Below are 21,279 nucleotides of genomic sequence, written 5' to 3' on the forward strand. Positions count from 1 at the left end.
CCCTCCGGGTCACCTCTGCAACACCGCGACGTCCTCGTCGGCCTCCGGCACGGCCACCGTGCCGCGGTCGTCGGGCAGGGTCTGGACGGTGAACCCCGGGACGCCGTCCTGGGTGGCCGTCAGGGTGCGCGAGGCGTAGACCGGGGTGTCCGTGAGGGGTTCCACGGTCAGCGCGTAGGTGCCCTTCAGGCCGGTGGGGACCGGGAGTTCGACCTCCTGGGTGGTGCCGCCCTTGACCGTGTACGTCTTGGACACGGCCGTGCCGCCGCCGCTGCCGGCCGACGCGGTGACCTTGACCTTGGCGGTGCCCTTGGGGGCGGTCAGGGCGAGGGTGGAGCCCTTGGCGCTGTTGTCGGCGGCGGACGCGCGCGTGCCGACCGGGGCGGTCGCGGTGATGAACGCCGACTCCTGCCGGTCGCCCTTGCCGCGCAGGACCCGTACGGCCGCGACGACGGGCGCCGACCGACCGGTCGGGGTCAGGACCAGCGAGCCGGCCTCCCCGCGCGTGACGTCCCCCAGGTCGACCGAGGCCGACATGCCCGCCTTGACGTGCAGCGTCTCGTGCCCGGCCGGGGTGATCAGGCCCGAGGGGGAGGCGAGTTGGACCTTCAGGTCCGCGTCCGCGTCACCCGGCGCGTAGGCGATGAGGCGGACGGCCGTGGCGTCCTTGGGGATGCCCGGGACGACCTGGGTGCCCGCCGGATCGGTGGAGGCGGCGAGCCAGTCCCCGCCGAGCTTCTCGTCCAGGGCCTGTACGGCGGCGCCCACGCGCCCGCTGCGGACGTTGACGTGGACGGTGAGGTCCTCCTGCTTCTCGCCGGTGAGCGTGGACAGCAGGATCGGCTCGCTGGAGTGGCCCGGGATCGTGATGCCCTCCCCCACCGTGGTCGTCAGGGCGCCGTCCTTGCCGTACAGCTCGATGTCGGCGACGGCGGCGGAGTCGTCCGGGTTGGTGAGGTGGACGTAGTCCGTGCGGTCGGCGACGGTGCTGACGCCCGGGAACCAGAACTCGGTGTCCGGGGCGGTGCAGGTGACGCCCTGGAGGCCGCGGCCGCTGCCGGCGGCGACCTCGGTGGTCTCCTGGACGGTCCAGCCGGGCGCGAACTTCCCCTCGGCGGTGCCCAGCAGCGCGGGTGCCTCGCCGCCGGAGGTGTCGCCGACGGCCGGGGTGCCGGGCGCCTTGGGCGTGACGACGGGCTTCGCCGCCTTCTTCTTGTCGCTCGCCTTGTCGGATGCCTTGTCGGACGCCTCGTCGCTCGACTCGTCGGTCGCCTTGTCCGTGGGCTGGTCGCCCGTCGCGTCCGCCGACTCCTCGGTGGCCGCCGTGAGTTCGGCCGTGCCCTCGCCGTCCGTGCCCTTGGTGACGGGCGTGAACGACGTGTACGAGGTGTCGGCGAGGTCGGAGGTGCTGGGCGACGGGCAGAGCAGGCTCGTGCGCTCCACGGGCAGTTCGGCGGCCGCCTCGGCGGTCCCCGGACCGGCCGCGTCCGGCTGGTTCAGCGTGGCGAAACCGGTGACCGCGGCGAGCGCGGCCGTGCCGGCGATCAGGGACAGGGTGGTGCGGTTCACTGCTGGCTCCCGTCGGGGCGCTCGTTGCCGGTGCCGTGGGGGTGCCGGTCCGGGTCGTAGGCCGGGTCGTGGGCGTCCGGGTCGTAGGCGGGGTCGTAGCCGCCCTGGCCGTAGGCCGACGGGTCGTAGCCCTGCTGCTGGTGGTTCGGGTCGTACGGCGTCTGCTGGGCCTGGCCGTCGTAGGCGTACGGGTCGTACTGGCCGGCCTGGTAGGGGTCGTAGGCCTGCTGGCCGTAGCCGCCCTGCGGGTACTGCGGGGCGCCCTGGTACAGCTCGCCCGCGTAACCGCCGTACTCGGCGCCCGCGTAGTTCACCTGGTCCCCGCCCCAGTCGCCGCCCTGGCCGTCCGGGACCGCGCTGTCGTACGACTGCTGCTGGGGGACCGCGACCGGGGCCCCCTCCTGCGGCACGGACGGGAACTCCTCGTCCCGGCCGGCCTCCTCGGCCTCGGCCTGGGCGCGCAGCCGACGGGCGCGGCGGCCCTCGCCGTCGGCGGCCTGGGCCGGGATCGGCTCCTCCTCCGGGAGGTCGTCGTCGATGTCGCGACGGCGGCCCGGGAGGGCCAGGACGACGAGGACGAGGGCGAGGAAGCCCTGCGCCCACAGCCAGACGGTGTGCGTGAACGGGTCGTCGTAGGTGACGTCCAGCTTTCCGCCGGAGGCGGGGAGTTCGAAGCCCTGGGCCCAGCCGTCGACGGTGGTGGCGGTGAGGGGCCTGCCGTCGAGGGTGGCGGTCCAGCCCTCGGCGGCGGTGTCGGCCAGGCGCAGGACGCGGCTGTCGGAGCCGTCGGGGAGGGTGGTGTGGATGTCGACGGGGCCCGCGGCGACCGGAGTCGCCGTGCCCTTGCCTGCGTCGGTGACGACGGCCGCGCGGGAGACCTCCTGGTCGACCCGCCACAGGGCGCTGCCGTCCTGCTGGCTGAGCCGCTTCAGGCCGGGGGTGGCGTCCAGGACGCGGGTGACCTCGCGGGGGGCGCCCTTGTGGACGAGGACGTAGCCCACGGCGAACTTGCCGAGCTGGTCGGCCTGGTCGGCGCCGGAGCCGGCGACGAGGTTGGCGACGACCTTGTCGAGCTGCTTGTTCTCGCCGTCGGCCGCGGTGAGTTCGGCGTCGCCGAGGCGGGCGCCGGAGCCGCGGACCAGCATGTAGGCGACGTGGGCGGCGGAGTCGCTGTCGAGGACGAGGGTGCGGGCCTGGTCGCGGTTGCCGGCCTCCTCGGCGACGAACGCGGGCACCTGTACCGGGTCGCGGCGCTCCAGGGGGCCGTCGGCGCCGCCGATCATCCAGCCGGCGGCGACGAGCAGCGGTCCGGCGGCCGACGCGAAGGCGATGAGGGCGGCGACCGGCTGGCGCCAGCCGAAGCTCTGCTCGGCGACACGCGTGCGTGCCCCGTCGGCGCCGATGACGGCGGCGGCGAGGAGGGCGATGCCGTAGACGAGGGTGGCGGGACCGGCCCAGGTGGAGGCGTTGGACAGGACCGCGAAGACGAGGCCCACGAGGGCGACCGCCCAGGCCGCCCGGACGCCGAAGTGGCGTTCGGAACGCAGCAGCGCGGCCAGCGCGGCGAGCACGATGCCGATGAGCATCAGGCCGTCGACCGTGCCGGGGCCGCCGGGGCTGGCGCCGAGCAGGTCGAGCGCGCTCGCGGTGGACGGGCCGTAGTCGAGGCCGGCCTCGGTGAAGAAGCCGAACGGCAGCAGGGACAGCGACCAGGGCGCGAGGATCAGCAGGGGCGTGCCCAGCTGGGCCAGGAAGCGCGGGCCGTAGGCGGTGAGCTCGCGGCGGCGCACGGCCAGCACGGCGACGCCGAGGACGAGCGCGAGGGGCCAGACGATCGGCGTGAACGCGGTGGCGATCGTCAGCAGCAGGGCGTACGCCCAGGTGGCGCGCCAGCTGCCGCGGGCGCCCGACGCGTGGGTCAGGCCGCTCGCGGCGACGCCCGCGCGGGCGATGAGCGGCAGCAGCACGGCCAGGACGGCGGTGCCGACCCGGCCGCCGGCGAGGGCGCCGGTGGCGGCGGGCAGGAAGGCGTAGACGACGGCCGCCCACGCGCGCAGGAGGCGTGACTCGACGAGCGGGCGGGAGGCGAAGTAGGCGGTGAGGCCGGCCAGCGGCACCGAGCAGACGAGCAGCACGGTGAGGGCGACCCCGGTCGAGCCGAGGAGCAGGGTGGCCAGCGCCGCGATGATCGCGAGGTAGGGCGGGGCGGACGGGGTGCCGCCCGCGCCGATCGGATGCCAGGCGTCGAGATAGCGCGACCACAGCTCGGAGGCGTCGGCCGGGGCGGGCAGCAGGGCGCCGCCCGCGAGCGCGCCGCCGCCGAGGAGGTTGCGGCAGGCGACCAGGGAGACGAGCAGCAGGACCAGGAAGAGCACCGGGCCGGGCTTGCGCGCGATGCGCTTGAGGCGGGCGAACTGCTCGATCTCCAGGAAGTCGGCGTCGTCGCCGCCCGGTCCGGACTCGACGGCGCCGCCGTGCCGGCCCGCGCCGGAGGTGGCCTCGGGGTCGGAGGAGCCGAAGAAGTCGCCGGCGACCTGTTCGACGGTGGCCCGGACGGTCGCGCCGGGGGGCGGGAACAGGGGGCGCAGTTCGTCCTTGTCGACCGCCGGCTTCCCGCGCCTGCGCCGTCCGGCGATGATCCGCTCGGGTCGCAGCAGGGTGCCCAGCAGACCGCGGATCTCGTCGAGGGCCTGTCCGGGGACCTTGCCGACGAGGTAGGCGACGGTCCGCAGCAGGGTGCCGAGGACCAGGCGCACCAGGATCCAGGGCAGCAGGGCGGTGCGGCTGTTGACGAGGAGGGTGTAGACCGCGCCGGCCTTGTCGACCTTGTGCGGGGAGGCGCTGGTGCGGCCCGCGCAGTCGACGGTGCGGCGCTCGCGGGAGGCGGCCTCGGCGTGCCGGACGACGGCCTCGGGGGCGATGAGGACGCGGTGGCCGGCGGCCTGCGCACGCCAGCACAGGTCGACGTCGTCGCGCATGAGGGGCAGGCGGCGGTCGAAGCCGCCGAGCTGTTCGAAGACGTCGCGGCGGATCAGCATGCCGGCGGTGGACACCGACAGGACGGACCGCACGTGGTCGTGCTGGCCCTGGTCCTGTTCGCGGCGGTCCAGGCCCGTCCAGCGGCGGCCGGAGTGGGCGATGGTGACGCCGACCTCGAGGAGCTGGCGGCGGTCGTACCAGCCGCGGAGCTTGGGGCCGACGACGGCCACGTCGTCCCGGCCCAGTTCGAGTTCGTTGTCGACGACGCGGAGCAGTTCGGCCAGTGCGTCCGGTTCCGGGGCGCAGTCGTCGTGCAGCAGCCACAGCCACTGGACGGGCTCTCCGTGCGGGAGCTCCGGCAGGTCGTAGGTGTCGTCGCGCCAGGTGCGCGTGACGGGGTCCCAGCCGCTGGGGCGCTTCAGGTACGGCAGTTCCTCGGGGGTGAGGACCGGGGCCGTCCGGTTGGCCTCCTCCACGGCCTGGCCGAACCCGGTGCGCCGGGCCAGGTGCAGCACGCGGTCGTCGCCGAGGGCCTCGGTGACCAGGCGCGCCGAGTCGTCCGAGCTGCCGGTGTCGGCGGCCATGACGGACTGGACGGGGCGCTCCTGGCCGAGCAGCCCGGCGAGCGCGTCGGGCAGCCAGCGGGCGCCGTCGTGGGCGACGATCACCGCGGTCACTACATGACGCGGGAACTCAGGAGTGGCAGCGCGGTCTTGATGGGCTGCCGTGTGGCTGTGCACGGACATCGAGGTACGGGCCCCGGTTCGGTGGACTGCGGTGGACGCCTGCGCCGTGTGGGGCGGCGGGGTGTCTCGGACGAGCGCCCACACTATCGGCTGGGCAGGACAACGGCCCGCCGCCTGTGGACAACCCACATGCGACGGGCCGTTCGGACCCCTGTCTGCGCGTACCGCGATGCCGCGACGCCCTTGTGCCGGCGAACCCGACGGTTCTCAGACCGCCGCCTTCTTCAGCCGGCGGCGCTCCCGCTCGGACAGTCCGCCCCAGATGCCGAATCTCTCGTCATTGGCAAGGGCGTACTCGAGGCATTCGGAGCGGACCTCACAGGCGAGGCAGACCTTCTTCGCCTCGCGGGTGGAGCCGCCCTTCTCGGGGAAGAAGGACTCGGGATCGGTCTGGGCGCACAGCGCGCGCTCCTGCCAGCCGAGTTCCTCGTCCGCGTCGTCGACGTCGACCAGCAGTTGCTGCACCAGCTCGGTCATGTGCGCCCCTCGCTCTGTCTTTCGCGTCCCCGTGACCTGGCCGTTACCGATTTCGGCTGAACGACACGAGTGAAATTACAAGTGTGCTGCTCCGGGCGAGTCAAGCCGAGATCTGCTATTGGGCCCCTTATTCACTCTGCGGAACCAAGGCCATGCGGTAAGTGTTCAAATCGCCATAAACCTTGACAAGCAGATGGAGCCCCGGAGGGCCACCGGCCCCGCTCGGTGCTTCCACGGAGGAGGACGCCCAAAGGCACGATCCCGTTGCGGCACGCACGCGGAAGCGAACATGATCACAGTCGGATCACGAGACCGCCCCGAGGCTTGCGCGCCCGGCATGTGCGCCATGTGTCCCGAAGAACGTGTGCACAAACCTTTCACCTCCGAGATGGACCGGATGAGGTGAACCCGGTCCCACATATCGGGCGTCGAGTTGACAGTGAAGGTGTGAACCGCTGTCCTTGTGGGCATGCTCGCGAACTTGGCACTCACCTCGACCGGCTCCGCCGGGTCCCACGGTGCTGCCCGCGCTCGCTGTAGCTGTTGTCGTCGTTCCAGCTGTTGAGCCCAACGCGCTCCGGCTGCTCCTCCTGAGTCCACCGCGACTCGGCTGCTGTTCCCCACCGGCCCACACCAGGGCGCTCCTGCTCCACCCGTGATCCGGGCGGACGGCATGTGACACCCAGCAGGCCCCCCACTCTTCCGCCTCTTCCGCCGAGGAACACCGCACCCCATGAACAGCGACAGCGACCTCCAGATCGCGGGCGACATCCTCGAAGTCCCGCACCTCCTCCAGGCACCGCGCGAGCACCCGGCCACCGTCGCCGAGTTCGTCGGCCTGGCCCGTTCGATCGCCGCCGACCGCGCCCAGTGGGAGCACCTGGTCCGGTACGACGCGACGACCCGCTGGTACCACCGGCTGCGCACCGGTCCCGGCTACGAGGTGTGGCTGCTGTCCTGGGTGCCCGGCCAGGGCAGTGGACCGCACGACCACGGCCGCTCCTCGGGTGTGCTCACCGTCCTGGACGGCGAGCTGACCGAGCGCACGGAGCGCGGCGAGCGGGTGCTCGGGGCGGGGGTCCAGCGGGTGTTCGCGCAGGGGTACGCGCACGAGGTCGTCAACGACGCGCTGGAGCCCGCGGTGAGCCTGCACGTGTACTTCCCGGGACTGACGGACATGCCCATGCACCCCGCCTCCCGGCTCCGCCCGGCCGGCGGCAGCCTCGTCGCCTGCGCGGCGCCCGCCCCGTACGGACCGGCGGACACCGTCGGCGCGTGAGCGCACGCCGGTCGCCGTCGGGCCCGTACGGGTGGACCGGATACGTCGGCTCGTACGGGTGGACCGGATATCCACGGGCGGGCGGTTGTCCACAACCGGCCGACGGACCGGTGTGACCGCCTGCGAGACTTGCCCTCATGCGCATTGTGGTTCTGGCAGGCGGCATCGGCGGTGCCCGGTTCCTGCGCGGTCTGAAGCAGGCCGTGCCGGACGCGGACATCACGGTCATCGGCAACACCGGCGACGACATCCACCTCTTCGGGCTGAAGGTCTGCCCCGACCTCGACACGGTGATGTACACGCTCGGCGGCGGCATCAACGAGGAGCAGGGCTGGGGGCGGGCCGACGAGACCTTCCATCTGAAGGAGGAGCTCGCCGCGTACGGCGCCGGGCCCGGGTGGTTCGGGCTGGGCGACCGGGACTTCGCCACCCACATCGTGCGGACGCAGATGATCAGCGCCGGGTACCCGCTCAGCGCGGTGACCGAGGCGCTGTGCGACCGGTGGCAGCCGGGCGTGCGGCTCATCCCGATGACCGACGACCGGGTGGAGACGCATGTCGCGGTCGAGGTGGACGGCGAACGCAAGGCCGTGCACTTCCAGGAGTACTGGGTGCGGCTGCGGGCGTCGGTGCCGGCGGAGGCGGTCGTGCCGGTCGGCGCCGAGCAGGCGAAGCCGGCGCCGGGGGTGCTGGAGGCCGTCGGGGCGGCGGACGTGATCCTCTTCCCGCCGTCCAACCCGGTCGTCTCGGTGGGCACGATCCTCGCCGTGCCGGGCATCCGCGAGGCGATCGCCGAGGCCGGGGTGCCGGTGGTGGGCCTGTCCCCCATCGTCGGGGACGCGCCCGTGCGCGGCATGGCCGACAAGGTGCTCGCGGCGGTCGGCGTGGAGTCGACGGCCGCGGCGGTCGCCGAGCACTACGGCTCGGGTCTCCTGGACGGCTGGCTCGTCGACACCGTGGACGCGGGCTCGGTGGAGCGGGTGGAGGCGGCGGGGATCCGCTGCCGGGCCGTCCCGCTGATGATGAGCGACCTCGACGCGACCACGCGGATGGCCCAGGAGGCACTGGCGCTGGCCGAGGAGGTGCGCGGGGCATGAGCGGGTCCTTCGAACCCGGTTACCGGGTGTGGGCCGTCAACGGGCTGCCCGAGGTGCGGCCCAGGGACGACCTCGCGAAACTCGTCGCGGCCGCCGAGCCCGGCCTGGCCGACGGTGACGTCCTGCTCGTCACCTCGAAGATCGTGTCCAAGGCGGAGGGGCGGGTCGTCCGGGCGGACGACCGGGAGGCCGCGATCGACGCCGAGACCGTACGGGTCGTGGCCCGGCGCGGGACCCTGCGGATCGTCGAGAACCGGCAGGGGCTGATCATGGCCGCCGCCGGGGTGGACGCCTCCAACACCCCCGCGGGGACCGTGCTGCTGCTGCCCGAGGACCCGGACGCGTCGGCGCGGGCGATCCGGGCCGGGCTGCGGGACGCGCTCGGTGTGGACGTGGGGGTCCTCGTGACCGACACCTTCGGACGGCCCTGGCGCGCCGGGCTGACCGACGTGGCGATCGGCGCCGCCGGGGTGCGGGTGCTGGACGACCTGCGCGGGGGCACGGACGCGTACGGCAATCCGCTGAGCGCGACGGTCGTCGCCACGGCGGACGAGCTGGCCGGCGCCGGGGACCTCGTGAAGGGCAAGGCCGCCGGGCTGCCCGTGGCGGTGGTGCGGGGGCTGCGGCACGTCGTCGTGCCCGCGGACACCGAGGGCGGCGGCCCCGTGAGCGAGGGCCCCCTGGACGCGGGCGCCGAGGGCGGGGGCGCCGGGGCCGGCGGGGACGGGCTCGCCGGGGCGCGCGCCCTGGTGCGCGGTGCGCGTGACGACATGTTCCGGCTCGGGACGTCGGAGGCGGTGCGGCTGGCGGTCACCCAGCGGCGGACGGTGCGGTCCTTCACCGACGAACCGGTCGATCCCGGGGCGGTACGGCGGGCGGTGGCGGCCGCCGTCACGGCACCGGCCCCGCATCACACGACACCGTGGCGGTTCGTGCTGCTGGAGTCGGCCGGGTCCAGGGTCCGGCTGCTGGACGCCATGCGGGACGCGTGGATCGCGGATCTGCGGCGGGACGGGAAGTCCGAGGATTCCATCGCCAAGCGGGTGCGGCGGGGCGACGTCCTGCGCGACGCGCCCTGTCTGGTGGTGCCCTGTCTGGTGATGGACGGGTCGCACACCTACGGCGACGCCCGGCGGGACGCGGCCGAGCGGGAGATGTTCGTGGTCGCCACCGGCGCCGGCGTCCAGAACTTCCTGGTCGCGCTGGCCGGGGAGCGGCTGGGGTCCGCGTGGGTGTCGTCGACGATGTTCTGCCGGGACGTGGTGCGGGAGGTGCTGGAGCTGCCCGAGGACTGGGACCCGATGGGAGCGGTGGCGATCGGACACCCGGCGCAGGAGCCCCGGGCCCGCGGCGAGCGGGAGGTCGAGGACTTCGTCGAGGTGAGGTGACGTGAAGTGAGGTGAGGTGACGTGAGGTGAGGTGAGGTGAGGTGAGGAACGTTACCCGGGCGTCCGGGGTGGCCCGTGGGGCGCCTGCGCCTACTCTCGTAGCATCTCTCTCTTCCTCTCCCCGGGACTCTTCGTGTCAGGTCGGTTCTCTCCCCAGCCCCCGCGGCCCACGCGTACGACGGTGCGCGGTGGGCAGGTGGTCGTGCCCGGCGGAGTGCCACGGCAGGCCTCGGCGGCCGGGCGGGTGCGGAACTGGGTGCCGGAGGGGCCGCTCGATCTCGGGCTGGTCCTCGGCCCCCTCAGGCGTGGCCCGGGTGATCCGACCTTCCGCGCGATGCCCGACGGGTCCGTGTGGCGGGCCACCCTCACCCCCGCCGGGCCCGGGACGCTGCGCGTCGCCGCGGCCGGCGGTGCGGTGCGCGGGGAGGCGTGGGGGCCGGGCGCGGAGTGGTTGCTGGACCGGATGCCGGACTTGCTCGGGGCCTCGGACGCGCCGGAGGCCTTCGTGCCCCGGCATCGCGTGGTGGCGACGACCCGGCATCGGCGGCCGGGGCTCCGGCTGACGCGGACCGGGCTGGTCCTGGAGTCGTTGATCCCCTCCGTACTGGAGCAGAAGGTCACCACCGACGAGGCGTACCGGGCGTGGCGTCTGCTGGTGCGCAAGTTCGGGGAGCCCGCGCCGGGGCCCGCGGCGGACGGGCGCCTCTGGGTGATGCCGACGCCCCGGACCTGGGCGCTGATCCCGTCCTGGGACTGGCATCGGGCGGGCGTCGACGACAAGCGGGCGTCGACGATCCTGCGGGCCGTCCGGGTCGCCGGGCGGATGGAGGAAGCGGCGCGGATGGCTCCCGCCGAGGCTCAGGCCCGGCTGGAACTCGTGCCGGGCATCGGGCCGTGGACGTCCGCGGAGACCGTGCAGCGCAGCCATGGGGCGGCGGACGCGGTGACCGTGGGGGATCTGCATCTGCCGGGGATCGTGGGGTGGGCGTTGGCCGGGGACCGGGACGCCGACGATGCCGTGATGCTGGAGTTGCTGGAGCCGTATGCCGGGCAGCGGCATCGGGCGGCCCGGTTGATCCTGCTGAGCGGGCGGGTGCCGGCGCGGCGGGTGCCGAAGATGCCCCGGTGGGACATCGGGAAGCTCTGAGGGACGCTCCGCGTGGGTCGGGCGCAGGGGCTTCCGCCCCACGCCCCTGCCCCTTGCCGGGGGGACTTCCGCCCCCCCACATCCCTGCCCGTTCCCCGGGGGGGCGGACTTTCCCGCCCGCCACCCCTGCCCGTTCCCGGGGGCGGACTTTCGCGCCCGCCACCCCTGCCCGTTCCCGGGGGGCGGACTTTCGCGCCCGCCGCCCGCGCCCGTTCCCAGGGACTTCCGCCTCCGCCGACCCTGCCCGTTCCCGGGGACTTCCGCCCCCACGCCCCTGCGCTCGATCGCCGGGCGGGCCGGATCCGCTACTGGTCCGACGAGAAGCGGACCGCGCCTGCCGGGATGCGGGCGTCGCACCACACCCGCGCGCCGTCGCGGAGTTCGTTGTCGGGGCCGACGATCGCGCCGTCGCCTATCACCGTGCCGGTGAGCACGGAGCGTTCGCCCACGCGGGCCCGGGTGCCGATGAGGGAGTCGGTGATGACCGCGCCCGGTTCGATGACGGCACCCGGCAGGATCGTCGAGCCGAAGACCCTCGCGCCCTCCGCCACGAACGCGCCCTCGCCCACCACCGTGCCGCCCGTCAGCTTCGCGTCCGGGGCGACCCTGGCCGTCGGCAGGACCAGGCGGTCGCCGCACCGGCCGGGGACCGCGGGGGACGGGGCCCGGCCGAGGACCAGGTCCGCCGAGCCCCGGACGAAGGCCGCCGGGGTGCCCAGGTCCAGCCAGTACGTCGAGTCGACCATGCCCTGGAGATGGGCGCCGGCCGAGAGGAGGTCGGGGAACGTCTCGCGCTCCACCGACACCGGGCGGCCCTGCGGGATCGTGTCGATGACCGAGCGGCGGAAGACGTACGCGCCCGCGTTGATCTGGTCGGTGACGATCTCCTCGGGGGTCTGCGGCTTCTCCAGGAACGCCAGTACCTTGCCCGTCCCGTCGGTGGGGACCAGGCCGTAGGCCCTCGGGTCCGTCACCTTCGTCAGGTGCAGCGAGACGTCCGCCGCCGTCGCCTCGTGGGTGGCCACCAGCCGTCGGATGTCCAGACCGGTGAGGATGTCGCCGTTGAAGACCAGGACCGGGTCCTCGGGCCCGGAGTGCAGGCGGGACGCCACGTTGCGGATCGCGCCGCCCGTGCCGAGCGGCTCCTCCTCCGTCACGTACTCGATGTGCAGGCCCAGTGCCGAGCCGTCGCCGAAGTACGGTTCGAAGACCTCCGCCAGATAGCTCGTCGCCAGGACGATGTGGTCCACGCCCGCCGCTCTCGCCCGCGCCAGTTGATGCGTGAGGAACGGCACCCCCGCCGCCCTGACCATGGGTTTGGGCGTGTGCACCGTGAGAGGGCGCAGCCGGGTGCCCTTGCCGCCGACCAGGAGGATCGCTTCTGTCACCGTCGTCTCTGCTTCCTGCCGGGACCGGTCGAACCGTCATTCGACCGGCCAGTGTATGCAGACCGTTGTGTGGCGACTTCCAGGCCGTTGGTGTTCCGTCCCAGTCCCAGGAGACTGTCCCCCCGACGGCTGCTGAATGTGCCCCCGCCTGTATGTGCGCTCCGGCCGTCCGGGGGCGCGCGGCCTCCGGGGCCTCCCCAAGGCCCCGGGGCTCCCGAACCGGATCGCCCGCCTCAGCGCCCCTGGTAGCGCGCCGCGGTGGAACGGGCCGAGCCGAGCTTGCCGTAGAGCTGCCTGCCTGGGCATTCCGTGGCGAACCCGTCCCGGTGACCCGAGATCACATTCAGTCGTACGTTCTTTCCCTTTCCGTAGAGATTGCCACCGCCGGACTTCAGGTATGTCTTTCCCTTCGGATTCGCCCCGAAGAGGCCGAGCTTCCATGCCGTCAGGCGCGCGACGGCGTTGACCGTGGCGGTGGTCGGCTTGGCGGAGGTGAACGTGCCGAGGACGGCGATCCCCATGCTGTTGCTGTTGAAACCGAGGGTGTGGGCGCCCAGGACCGGCTTCGCCACTCCCCCGGCGCGGCCCTCGTAGATCTTCCCGCACCTGTCGACGAGGAAGTTGTAGCCGATGTCGCGCCAGCCCATGCTCTTCACGTGGTAGCGGTAGATACCGCGGATGACGGACGGGGCCTGTGAGCACTTGTAGCCGTTGCCCGACGCCGTGTGGTGCACGAACGCGGCCTTGACCTTCGTGGTGTAGCGGAAGCCGCTCTCCCGCAGCTTCTCGTCGGCGCCCCAGCCGCGCCGCGTGACGATGCTCGGCCGCGGGCCGATGTACGGCTTCGCCCGCTGGGCCTGCGTCAACTCCGCTCCGCGCAGGGCGAGGAGTTCGCGTTCGGTGCCCAGGCGGTCCAGGGCGGGGATCTCCGTGGCGCCGAGCGGGGCGAGGGGGGCGTTGGCGGCGGAGGACGCGGTCGCCTCGGCGGTCATGGCGGCCAGGGCGGCGGGCTCTGCCCCGTCGGCCCCTTCGGCCTCGTCCACGGCCTCGGTTCCTTCCGCGTCCTCGCCGGTCCCGGTCCCCTCGACGTCCTCGCCGGTCCCGGTGGTCAGGGTGCGGCTGCGCGGGGGGCCCGCGGGGGCGTGTTCGGGGGGCGCCGAGCCCGGGTCGACCAGTTCGAGGCGCAGGCCGGAGGGGAGCAGGGTGCCGGTGTCCCGGGTGGTCTCCTCCGTACGGCGTTCGGTGTCCGGGTGGACGCGGATCTCGACGCCGTCGGAGTCGCCGACCCACAGCGGGGCGGTGGCGCCGCGGACCCGGCCCGAGGCGCGCTCGGCGGTGCCCGGGTCGGCGCCGTGGTCGGCGTTGTGGGTCTCGACGTCCTGCCAGCCGGACCAGGCGCCGGTTCCGGACGTACGGGTACGGACCTGGACGCGGCCGTGCAGTTCGGCGGCCGGGTCGTCCCAGACGACGCCGAGGAGGGAGAAGTGGCGTACGTCCCGGCGGGGCAGGCCCTGATCGGTGCTCGCGCCGCCCAGCGCCCGGTCACGGCCGAGAGGGGTCAGGGGCAGCGACTGGGTGCTGCCCGGAAGGTCGGGGAGAGTCGGGTGGGTCGGGTGGGCCGACCGAGCCGGGCGGGCCGGTCGGTCGGGGAGGGATGGGGTGACGGGGGTGTCGGGGCCGGTGGCCCTGGCCGTCCCGGTGGGCGCCGACTCCGCGGCCGACGCCGGTCGCGCCGTCGCCGCGTTGGCGGGCGGCGTCAGCGGAAGGGCGAGTGCCGCCGCACAGGTGACACCGATCGAGGTAGCAAGCAATCCGCGCATGCCAACGATCCTGGACATACCCATACATTTCTGTCCATCGGGGAATTGACGGGCCGTCGGGCGGGTTCGGCCGAACCGGTGGCTCCGGGAGGGCCCGCCGACCGGTACCGCGGCGGGCGCGGCGCGTACGCTTGCGCGGGTGACTGCCACCGATCGCACCCCGGCCGACCTGCTGCGTTCCGCGCTGGCCGCGGACCCCGCCCGCCCCTTGGTGACCTTCTACGACGACGCCACGGGCGAGCGGGTCGAATTGTCCGTGGCCACCTTCGCCAACTGGGTGGCCAAAACCGCCAACCTCCTCCAGGACGGGCTGTCCGCCGAGCCCGGTGACCGGGTCGCGCTGCTGCTGCCCGCGCACTGGCAGACGGCGGTGTGGCTGCTGGCCTGTTCGTCCGTGGGCGTCGTCGCGGACGTGGCCGGGGATCCGGCGCGGGCGGACTTCGTCGTCGCCGGGCCCGGCTCGTTCGAGGCCGGACTGGCGTGCCGGGGCGAGCGGTACGCGCTGTCGCTGGCTCCCCTCGGGCGACGCTTCGTACCGGGCCCGCCGGAGGGGTACGACGACTACGCCGTGAACGTCCCGACCTTCGGCGACCGTTTCGCGCCGTACGTTCCCGTCGACCCCGACGAGCCCGCGCTGATCGTGGCCGGGGCCGAGTACACCGGGGCCGAGGTCGTGGAGCGGGCGCGGGCGGAAGCGTCGGGGCTGGGGCTGACGGGGCCCGGTTCCCGGCTGCTGTCGGGGCTGGCGTACGACACGTGGGACGGGCTCAGCGCCGGGCTGTACGCGCCGCTGGCGAGCGGGGGGTCCGTGGTGCTGTGCCGGAACCTGGCGGAGGCCGGCGAGGAGGTCCTCGCCAAGCGGGTCGAGAGCGAGCGGGTGACGGCGACGGCGCGGTAGCCCTCCGGGCGGACGGCAGCCCTCCGGGCGGCCAGGGCCCTCCGGGCGGGCGGGGAGTCGGCGCTCGGTGTCGGGCCCCCGCTTCGGCCCTGAAGGGGCCTCGTCCTCAAGCGCCGGACGGGCCGCGTACGCCCACCCCATCTCAGAGACCCCCGCCCCTCCACCCCACCCCTTCACCCGTTCGGCCCACCCCCATCCCCCCTCGGGGGCCGCTTCGCGGCATCGTCGTAAGGGCAGCTCTACACGCTCGTACGGCCGAGGCGGGTCCGGAGGCGGGAGGGGTGGATCGGACGTGAGGGAAACCGCGGGTTCCGGTGGGCCGCTCGGGCCGGGGGTCGGGGCGTCCGCGGACGGGCGGGGGCTCATACTGCGGCGCCGGCGACGGTGGATGCGGTACGGGGCCGGAGTGCTGGGCGTGGCCGTCCTGGGGGTCGGGGTCGCGGGATGGGTCGTCTACGCGAAGCTGGACGGGAACATCACGCCCGACGACGCGGCCGCGGCGGAGCTGGAGCGGTACGCGCGGGAACGGCCGACCTCGCTGGTGAAGGACGCGCAGAACATCCTGCTCATAGGGTCCGATTCGCGCTCGGGGAACGGGAACCGGAAGTACGGGCGGGACTCCGGGACCGAGCGGTCGGACACGACGATCCTGCTGCATCTCGCGGCCGGGCGGCGCAGCGCCACCGCCGTCTCCCTCCCGCGCGATCTGATGGTGGACGTGCCGGGCTGTCTGCGGCCGGACGGGAAGCGGACCGCACCGATGTTCGCGATGTTCAACTACGCTTTCCAGAACGGGGGTTCGGCCTGCACGATCCGGACGGTGGAGAAGCTGACGGGCGTGCGGATCGATCACCACGTGGTCGTCGACTTCAGCGGGTTCAAGGACATGGTCGACGCCGTGGACGGGGTCGAGGTGTGTCTGAAGGAGCCGATCGACGACAAGGACGCAAAGCTGCGGCTGCCCGCCGGGAGGGTCACGCTCGACGGGGAGCAGGCGCTCGGGTACGTACGGGCCCGCAAGTCGCTCGGGAACGGCAGTGACACCGACCGGATGGACCGGCAGCAGCGGTTCCTCGGGGCGCTCGTCAACAAGGTGCAGAGCAATGACGTCCTGCTGAACCCGGTGAAGCTGTATCCGCTGCTGGACGCGGCGACGTCCTCGCTCACCACCGACCCGGATCTGGCGAGTCTGCGCGGACTGTACGAACTCGTGCGCGGCCTGCGGAACATTCCCACCGAAAATGTGCAATTCCTGACCGTTCCGCGGGAGTCGTACGTCTACAACGCCAATCGCGACCAACTTGTGGAGCCGGAGGCGGAGAAACTCTTCGAACGGCTGCGGACGGACGCGCCGGTGGTGGTTTCTCAGGAAATTCCCACGAAGCCGTCCGCTGCGGAGTCGGGCGACTACGGTCCGTTCCTGTCCCGGGCGGTGGGACCTGCGGCTTCCGGGGCGGTTTCGCCCTCTCCGCCCGCCCCCACGTTCCGCGGGAACACCGCCGCCGAGGACGGCTGCGGGTAAAGCGCTTGCCAAGCCGAACCCTTCCGGCGAACACGAGTTCAAAGAAATAGGGCGGATTGCCCGGTTGTAGGGGCGTGGAATTTGTCACGGCCGTCGCTCGACGCCGAACCGGGCGGATAGTGTGAGCGATCCGGTGCACCCGGCCGCGAGGTCCTTCCTGGGGTCGCGCACCGAGTGACCGAGACCCGAGCGCCTTGGAGGGGGAAAGGCGCCGCGTGGCCCCGACGGAGGATTCAGACAACCGTGGACGCGCAAGGCCGTGGGCGGGCGGAGAACATCGACCCCGCAGACCAGTGGGTGCTCAACCCGGACACCGGCGAATACGAACTGCGACTGAGTCCCTCCGCACCGCAATCAGCGGTGCCCGGGCCTCGTAGATCCGACTCCGCGCGCAAGGGCGGCGAAGGCCCGGCGCGCGGCCGTACGGCGGGCCCGGGCCGAGGGACGTCGCCGTCGTCCTCGTCCCAGGGGGCGCCGGACCCGGAGGTCCCTTCGCCGCGCCGGCGCCGGGGCGCGCCGCCGGAGGACCCGGCGACGAACCGGCGTGGCCGCCGGCCGGTGAAGAAGAAGTCGAAGGCGAAGAAGGTACTGCTGTGGACCGGCGGGATCATGGCCTTCGTCCTGGTGGGTACGGCCGGTGCGGCCTACCTCTACCTCGAGCACCTCAACGACAACATCACCTCCGTCTCCGACGACGGCGCGAGCACCGGTGGCTTCAGCAAGGACAAGGCCATCAACCTGCTGGTGATCGGCACCGACAAGCGCACCGGTTCGGGCAACGAGGGCTACGGCGACTCCGGCAGCGTGGGCCACGCGGACACCACGATCCTGCTGCACGTCTCCAAGGACCGGACGAACGCGACCGCGCTGAGCATCCCGCGCGACCTGATCGTCGACGTACCGGACTGCGAGACCAAGCAGGAGGACGGCTCCACGAAGGTCATCCCGGGCTCGGACGGCGTGCGCTTCAACACCAGCCTCGGACAGGACGGCCGCACGCCGAGCTGCACCGTGCGCACGGTCACCGAGCTGACCGGGATCCAGGCCGACAACTTCATGGTCGCCGACTTCAACGCGGTCAAGACGCTGACCACGGCGGTCGGCGGCGTAGAGGTGTGCCTGGCGAAGGACATCGACGACGAGGACTCGCATCTGAAGCTGTCGAAGGGCACGCACACCATCGAGGGCGAGCAGGCGCTGGCCTTCGTGCGCACCCGGCACTCCGTCGGCTTCGGCGGCGACCTGAGCCGCATCGCGCTCCAGCAGCAGTTCCTCAGCGCGCTGATGCGCAAGCTGAAGTCGAACGACACGCTCACCAGCCCGACCAAGATGATCAAGCTGGCGGAGGCGGGCACCAAGGCGCTGACCGTCGACTCCCAGCTGGACACCATCGACAAGCTGAAGGACCTCGGTCTGGAGCTGGGCAAGCTCAACGTGAAGAACCTGACCTTCACCACCGTGCCGGTGGTCGACAACCCGGCCGAGAAGGTCGCGGCCACGGTCGTGGTGAACACCTCGACGGCGCCCACCGTCTTCCAGATGATCAAGGACGACGTCTCCTTCACCGAGGTGAAGGAGCAGGCGGCGGCGTCGAAGAGCGCGGCCGCCAAGGCCGCCGCGGCCCGCCTCAAGGGCACCCAGTCCGCGGCCTCCGCGGTGCGGGTGCAGGTCATGAACGGCGGCGCCCCGGCCGGCAGCGCACAGGAAACTCTTAACTGGCTACAGAATGATGAGGGCGTGACGAAGTCCGAGAACGCGGGCAACGCGCCCGCGGTACTGAGCAAGACGACGCTCGAGTACGCGCCCGACCAGGCCGACCAGGCACGCAAGCTCGCCGCCATCATGGGGCTGCCCGGTACCGCTCTGAAGCCGGGCAAGAGCGTCGAGAACTCCCAGGGTCTGCCGACGATGACGCTGACACTGGGCAAGGACTTCAAGGGCGCGGGCGTCTCGCTCACAGCGGCGACCACCGTGCCGGACACGGTCCAGAAGTCCACGGCGGACAAGGTCGAGTGCGCCAAGTAGGTAACCCTTCGGGCCCGTCGTGCGTCTGACTTGACGCGGGACGGGCCCGTGTCAGGCGCACGGCGGGGAGGGGCAGGGGAATTGGCGGGGAGCAGTGGGGTGCGGAGGGAGGTTCCCGCGGTCGAGGACACGATGTCCCTGACGGCGCGGGAACAACAGGACGAGAGCACGTCCGAGGAGGACGGCAGAGACGGCAGGGACGGCGGGGGGAACGGCGCGGGGAACACCGGAGGGAGCGGCGGGGGGCGCGGCGGCGGCCGGGGCAAGGATCGCAAACGCCGACGTCGACGCGCGTTGCGCTGGTCGGCGACGGTGCTCGCGGTGGTCATACTCGGCGGCGCGGGGGCCGGATACCTCTACTACGAACACCTCAACGCGAACATCAAGAGCGACGACCTGAACATCGGCGACGAGAAGGACCGGGCGGCCAGGACCGAGGCGAACTCGGCCGGGCAGACGGCGCTGAACATCCTGCTGATCGGTTCGGACGCCCGTGACACCGCGGAGAACCAGAAGCTGGGCGGCGCCAAGGACACCTTCGACGGTCCTCCGCTCGCGGACGTCCAGATGCTGCTGCACATATCGGCGGACCGCAGCAACATGTCGGTGGTGAGCATGCCGCGCGACACGCTGCTGGACATCCCCAAGTGCACGGACCCCGACGACGGCACCACCTACCAGGCACTGGACGACGAGATGACGAACGTCTCGCTGGGCCGCGGCGGCCCGGGCTGCACGGTGGCCACCTGGGAGAAGCTCACCGACATCCACATCGACCACTTCATGATGATCGACTTCTCCGGTGTGGTGTCGATGGCGGACGCGATCGGCGGCGTCCCGGTCTGTGTGGACGCCAACGTCTACTCGCACACCAGCACCGGCAAGGGCTCCGGTCTGAAGCTGGAGAAGGGCACGCACGCCGTCAAGGGCAAGCAGGCCCTCCAGTGGCTGCGCACCCGCTACGGCTTCGAGGACGACACCGACCTCGCCCGGGCCAAGGCGCAGCACATGTACATGAACTCGATGGTCCGCGAGCTGCGCGCCAACGCCAAGCTGACCAATCCCAACAAGCTGCGCAAGCTCGCCGAGGCGGCGACCGAGGCGATCACCGTCGACGACGGCCTCGACACCATCACCAAGATGTACGACCTGGCGGGCGAGTTGAAGAAGGTGCCCACCGAGCGCATCACGATGACGACGATGCCGAACCGCTACCAGGGCAGCCGGGTGGTGCCGACGGACGACGCCAAGCAGCTGTTCCGGCTGGTGCGTGAGGACATCGCCCTGGACGGCAAGGACGCGAAGAAGGCGACCGCGAGCCCGACCCCGACGGTCACGGACCCGGCCGCCGCGGCCGGCGACATCGCGGTGCAGGTGCACAACGGGACGTCCACGAGCACGCTGGCGGCGGTCCGCGGGCGGGCGACGGCGGTCAAGGAGGCGCTGACCGGCAAGGGCTTCACGGAGGCCGTCGCGGACACCTCGGGGGCCTCCGCCGTGGCGGCCACGGTGGTCCGCTATCCGAGCGCCGATCTGGAGGGCGACGCCGAGGCGGTCGCCAAGGCGCTCGGTATCCCGACGGGCCAGGTCAAGAAGTCCACCGAGGTCTCCGGGGTCACGGTCGTCGTGGGCGCGGACTGGCGGTCGGGGACGGCGTACAAGGCGCCCGTGAAGGACGACAAGACGCCCGACACGGCCGGGGCGATCAACGCCTCCGACACGACCCAGTGCATGCACGTGGACCCGAACTACACCTGGTAGCCCGGGTCCTGTGGTGCCCCGCCGCCGAGAGGCGGCGGGGCGGTGTTCCGTACGCGCCGGTGTTCCGTGCGCCGCGGCACCTAGTGCGTGTCGGTGCTCAAGGGCGCGTCGGTGCTCAATGCGTGTCGGTGCTCAAGGGCGCGTCGGTGACGACGGCGGGGCGCCGTGACGCGATGACCTTCCTGGCCAGCGCCTTCGGGCTGGTCAGGAAGCCGAAGCCCCACGACATGTGCATGGTGGCGAGGGCCACGGGGATCTGGAGCCGTGCCTTCAGCGGCAGCCCCCGGCCGGCCGGCAGCGACCCGGCGGCGATCGCCGCGAGGTAACCACCGGGGATCAGGAAGCCCAGCGGGGTGAGCGCGGCGCCCACGACGATCCCGGCGGCTATCGCGCAGACCGCGGTGGGCGGTGCGAGGTAGCGCAGGTTGATGGAGCCCTCGTGGTAGCGGGCGACGACGTGCCGCCAACGGCCGTAGTCCTTGTACTGCTTGGCGAGCGCCCTGATGCTGGGCCTCGGCCGGTACGACACCTTCAGCTCGGGCGAGAACCAGATGAGACCGCCGGCCTCCCTGATCCGGAAGTTCAGCTCCCAGTCCTGGGCGCGGATGAACTCCTCGTTGTAGCCGCCCTGTTGCTCCAGGGCCGCGCGCCGGAAGACGCCGAGATAGACGGTCTCCGCGGGGCCCGCCTGCCCTCCCGTGTGGAAGGCGGCGTTGCCGACCCCGATCTTCGAGGTCATGGCCGCGGCCACCGCGTGCTCCCAGTCGTTCTCGCCCTCGGCGTGCATGATGCCGCCGACGTTCTGCGCACCGGTCTCCTCCAGGAGCCGTACGGCGGTGGCGATGTAGTTCGGGGAGAGCATGCCGTGTCCGTCCACGCGGACGACGATCGAATGGCGGGAGGCCTTGATCGCGGCGTTGAGCGCTGCGGGGGTGCGCCCGGTGGGATTGGGGACCGTCGTTACGCGCTTGCTCTGGGAGGCCGTCTCGGCGACGAGCTCGGCCGCGATCTCTTCCGTACGGTCCGTGGACGGACCGATGGCGATCACGACCTCCATCTCGCCGGCGTACTCCTGCGCGAGGATCGCTTGGACGGCTCCGCGCAGATGCCGCTCCTCGTTGAGGACGGGCATGATGACGGACACTGCGGGGAGCCGCACGTCGGGCTTGGCGTTCATAGGGGG

The 21,279-nt window shown here is 72.6% G+C and carries 14 protein-coding genes; 8 read left to right on the forward strand and 6 right to left on the reverse strand.

What is annotated here, in order from left to right:
* Nucleotides 1-9: 9 nt before the first annotated feature.
* The 3 genes from AOQ37_RS15820 to AOQ37_RS15830 all read right to left on the reverse strand — a co-directional run bounded on the left by AOQ37_RS15820 (nucleotide 10) and on the right by AOQ37_RS15830 (nucleotide 5,771).
* Nucleotides 10-1,569 carry a DUF5719 family protein gene (locus AOQ37_RS15820; RefSeq protein ID WP_062645168.1) on the reverse strand — a complete coding sequence of 520 codons (1,560 nt, stop codon included), beginning with the start codon at nucleotides 1,567-1,569 and terminating at the stop codon, nucleotides 10-12.
* The gene (locus AOQ37_RS15825; RefSeq protein ID WP_078890203.1) at nucleotides 1,566-5,294 is read right to left on the reverse strand and encodes a glycosyltransferase family 2 protein; all 3,729 of its coding nucleotides are present in this window, start codon (nucleotides 5,292-5,294) and stop codon (nucleotides 1,566-1,568) included. The genes AOQ37_RS15820 and AOQ37_RS15825 overlap by 4 nt, the downstream gene beginning before the upstream one ends.
* A gap of 207 nt (nucleotides 5,295-5,501) precedes the next feature.
* A complete protein-coding gene (locus tag AOQ37_RS15830) occupies nucleotides 5,502-5,771 on the reverse strand; it encodes a WhiB family transcriptional regulator (RefSeq protein ID WP_020128551.1) in 270 nt (89 codons plus the stop codon).
* 733 nt (nucleotides 5,772-6,504) lie between these two features.
* Here AOQ37_RS15830 and AOQ37_RS15835 point away from each other — a divergent pair.
* From AOQ37_RS15835 to AOQ37_RS15850, 4 genes are all read left to right on the forward strand, one after another.
* Nucleotides 6,505-7,050: a cysteine dioxygenase gene (locus AOQ37_RS15835; protein WP_062645170.1), complete on the forward strand. Its 546-nt coding sequence runs from the start codon at nucleotides 6,505-6,507 to the stop codon at nucleotides 7,048-7,050.
* A 137-nt stretch (nucleotides 7,051-7,187) separates the two neighbouring features.
* On the forward strand, nucleotides 7,188-8,147 hold the full coding sequence (gene cofD / locus AOQ37_RS15840) for a 2-phospho-L-lactate transferase (RefSeq protein ID WP_062645171.1): 960 nt from the start codon (nucleotides 7,188-7,190) through the stop codon (nucleotides 8,145-8,147).
* Nucleotides 8,144-9,535 (forward strand): coenzyme F420-0:L-glutamate ligase, encoded by a 1,392-nt coding sequence (locus AOQ37_RS15845; protein ID WP_062645172.1) that lies wholly within the window; start codon nucleotides 8,144-8,146, stop codon nucleotides 9,533-9,535. The genes cofD and AOQ37_RS15845 overlap by 4 nt, the downstream gene beginning before the upstream one ends.
* 133 nt (nucleotides 9,536-9,668) lie before the next feature.
* On the forward strand, nucleotides 9,669-10,682 hold the full coding sequence (locus tag AOQ37_RS15850; protein ID WP_078890204.1) for a DNA-3-methyladenine glycosylase family protein: 1,014 nt from the start codon (nucleotides 9,669-9,671) through the stop codon (nucleotides 10,680-10,682).
* A 305-nt stretch (nucleotides 10,683-10,987) separates the two neighbouring features.
* Here the strand turns inward: AOQ37_RS15850 and manB are convergent, their stop codons facing one another.
* Together manB and AOQ37_RS15860 are read right to left on the reverse strand one after the other, a co-directional pair.
* Entirely contained in the window at nucleotides 10,988-12,070 is a 1,083-nt protein-coding gene (gene manB, locus AOQ37_RS15855; protein ID WP_062645174.1) for a mannose-1-phosphate guanylyltransferase, read from the reverse strand.
* A gap of 233 nt (nucleotides 12,071-12,303) precedes the next feature.
* On the reverse strand, nucleotides 12,304-13,890 hold the full coding sequence (locus AOQ37_RS15860; protein WP_062645175.1) for a peptidoglycan recognition protein family protein: 1,587 nt from the start codon (nucleotides 13,888-13,890) through the stop codon (nucleotides 12,304-12,306).
* Between the two features lie 139 nt (nucleotides 13,891-14,029).
* On the opposite strand from AOQ37_RS15860, the gene AOQ37_RS15865 reads away from it, so the two are divergent.
* The 4 genes from AOQ37_RS15865 (at nucleotide 14,030) to AOQ37_RS15880 (ending at nucleotide 20,096) form a co-directional block, all read left to right on the forward strand.
* On the forward strand, nucleotides 14,030-14,788 hold the full coding sequence (locus AOQ37_RS15865) for a TIGR03089 family protein (RefSeq protein WP_062645176.1): 759 nt from the start codon (nucleotides 14,030-14,032) through the stop codon (nucleotides 14,786-14,788).
* A gap of 292 nt (nucleotides 14,789-15,080) precedes the next feature.
* Nucleotides 15,081-16,310, forward strand: a complete 1,230-nt coding sequence (locus AOQ37_RS15870; protein ID WP_078890205.1) for an LCP family protein — start codon at nucleotides 15,081-15,083, stop codon at nucleotides 16,308-16,310.
* Nucleotides 16,311-16,553: 243 nt separating this feature from the next.
* Nucleotides 16,554-18,335 (forward strand): LCP family protein, encoded by a 1,782-nt coding sequence (locus tag AOQ37_RS15875; protein ID WP_078890206.1) that lies wholly within the window; start codon nucleotides 16,554-16,556, stop codon nucleotides 18,333-18,335.
* 132 nt (nucleotides 18,336-18,467) lie between these two features.
* Nucleotides 18,468-20,096, forward strand: a complete 1,629-nt coding sequence (locus tag AOQ37_RS15880; protein ID WP_234436932.1) for an LCP family protein — start codon at nucleotides 18,468-18,470, stop codon at nucleotides 20,094-20,096.
* A 115-nt stretch (nucleotides 20,097-20,211) separates the two neighbouring features.
* Here the strand turns inward: AOQ37_RS15880 and AOQ37_RS15885 are convergent, their stop codons facing one another.
* The gene (locus tag AOQ37_RS15885; RefSeq protein WP_062645180.1) at nucleotides 20,212-21,273 is read right to left on the reverse strand and encodes a glycosyltransferase family 2 protein; all 1,062 of its coding nucleotides are present in this window, start codon (nucleotides 21,271-21,273) and stop codon (nucleotides 20,212-20,214) included.
* Between the last annotated feature and the right edge of the window lie 6 nt (nucleotides 21,274-21,279).

Origin of the sequence: Streptomyces maremycinicus (assembly GCF_001184025.1) — a bacterium.
Lineage (GTDB): Bacteria > Actinomycetota > Actinomycetes > Streptomycetales > Streptomycetaceae > Streptomyces > Streptomyces maremycinicus.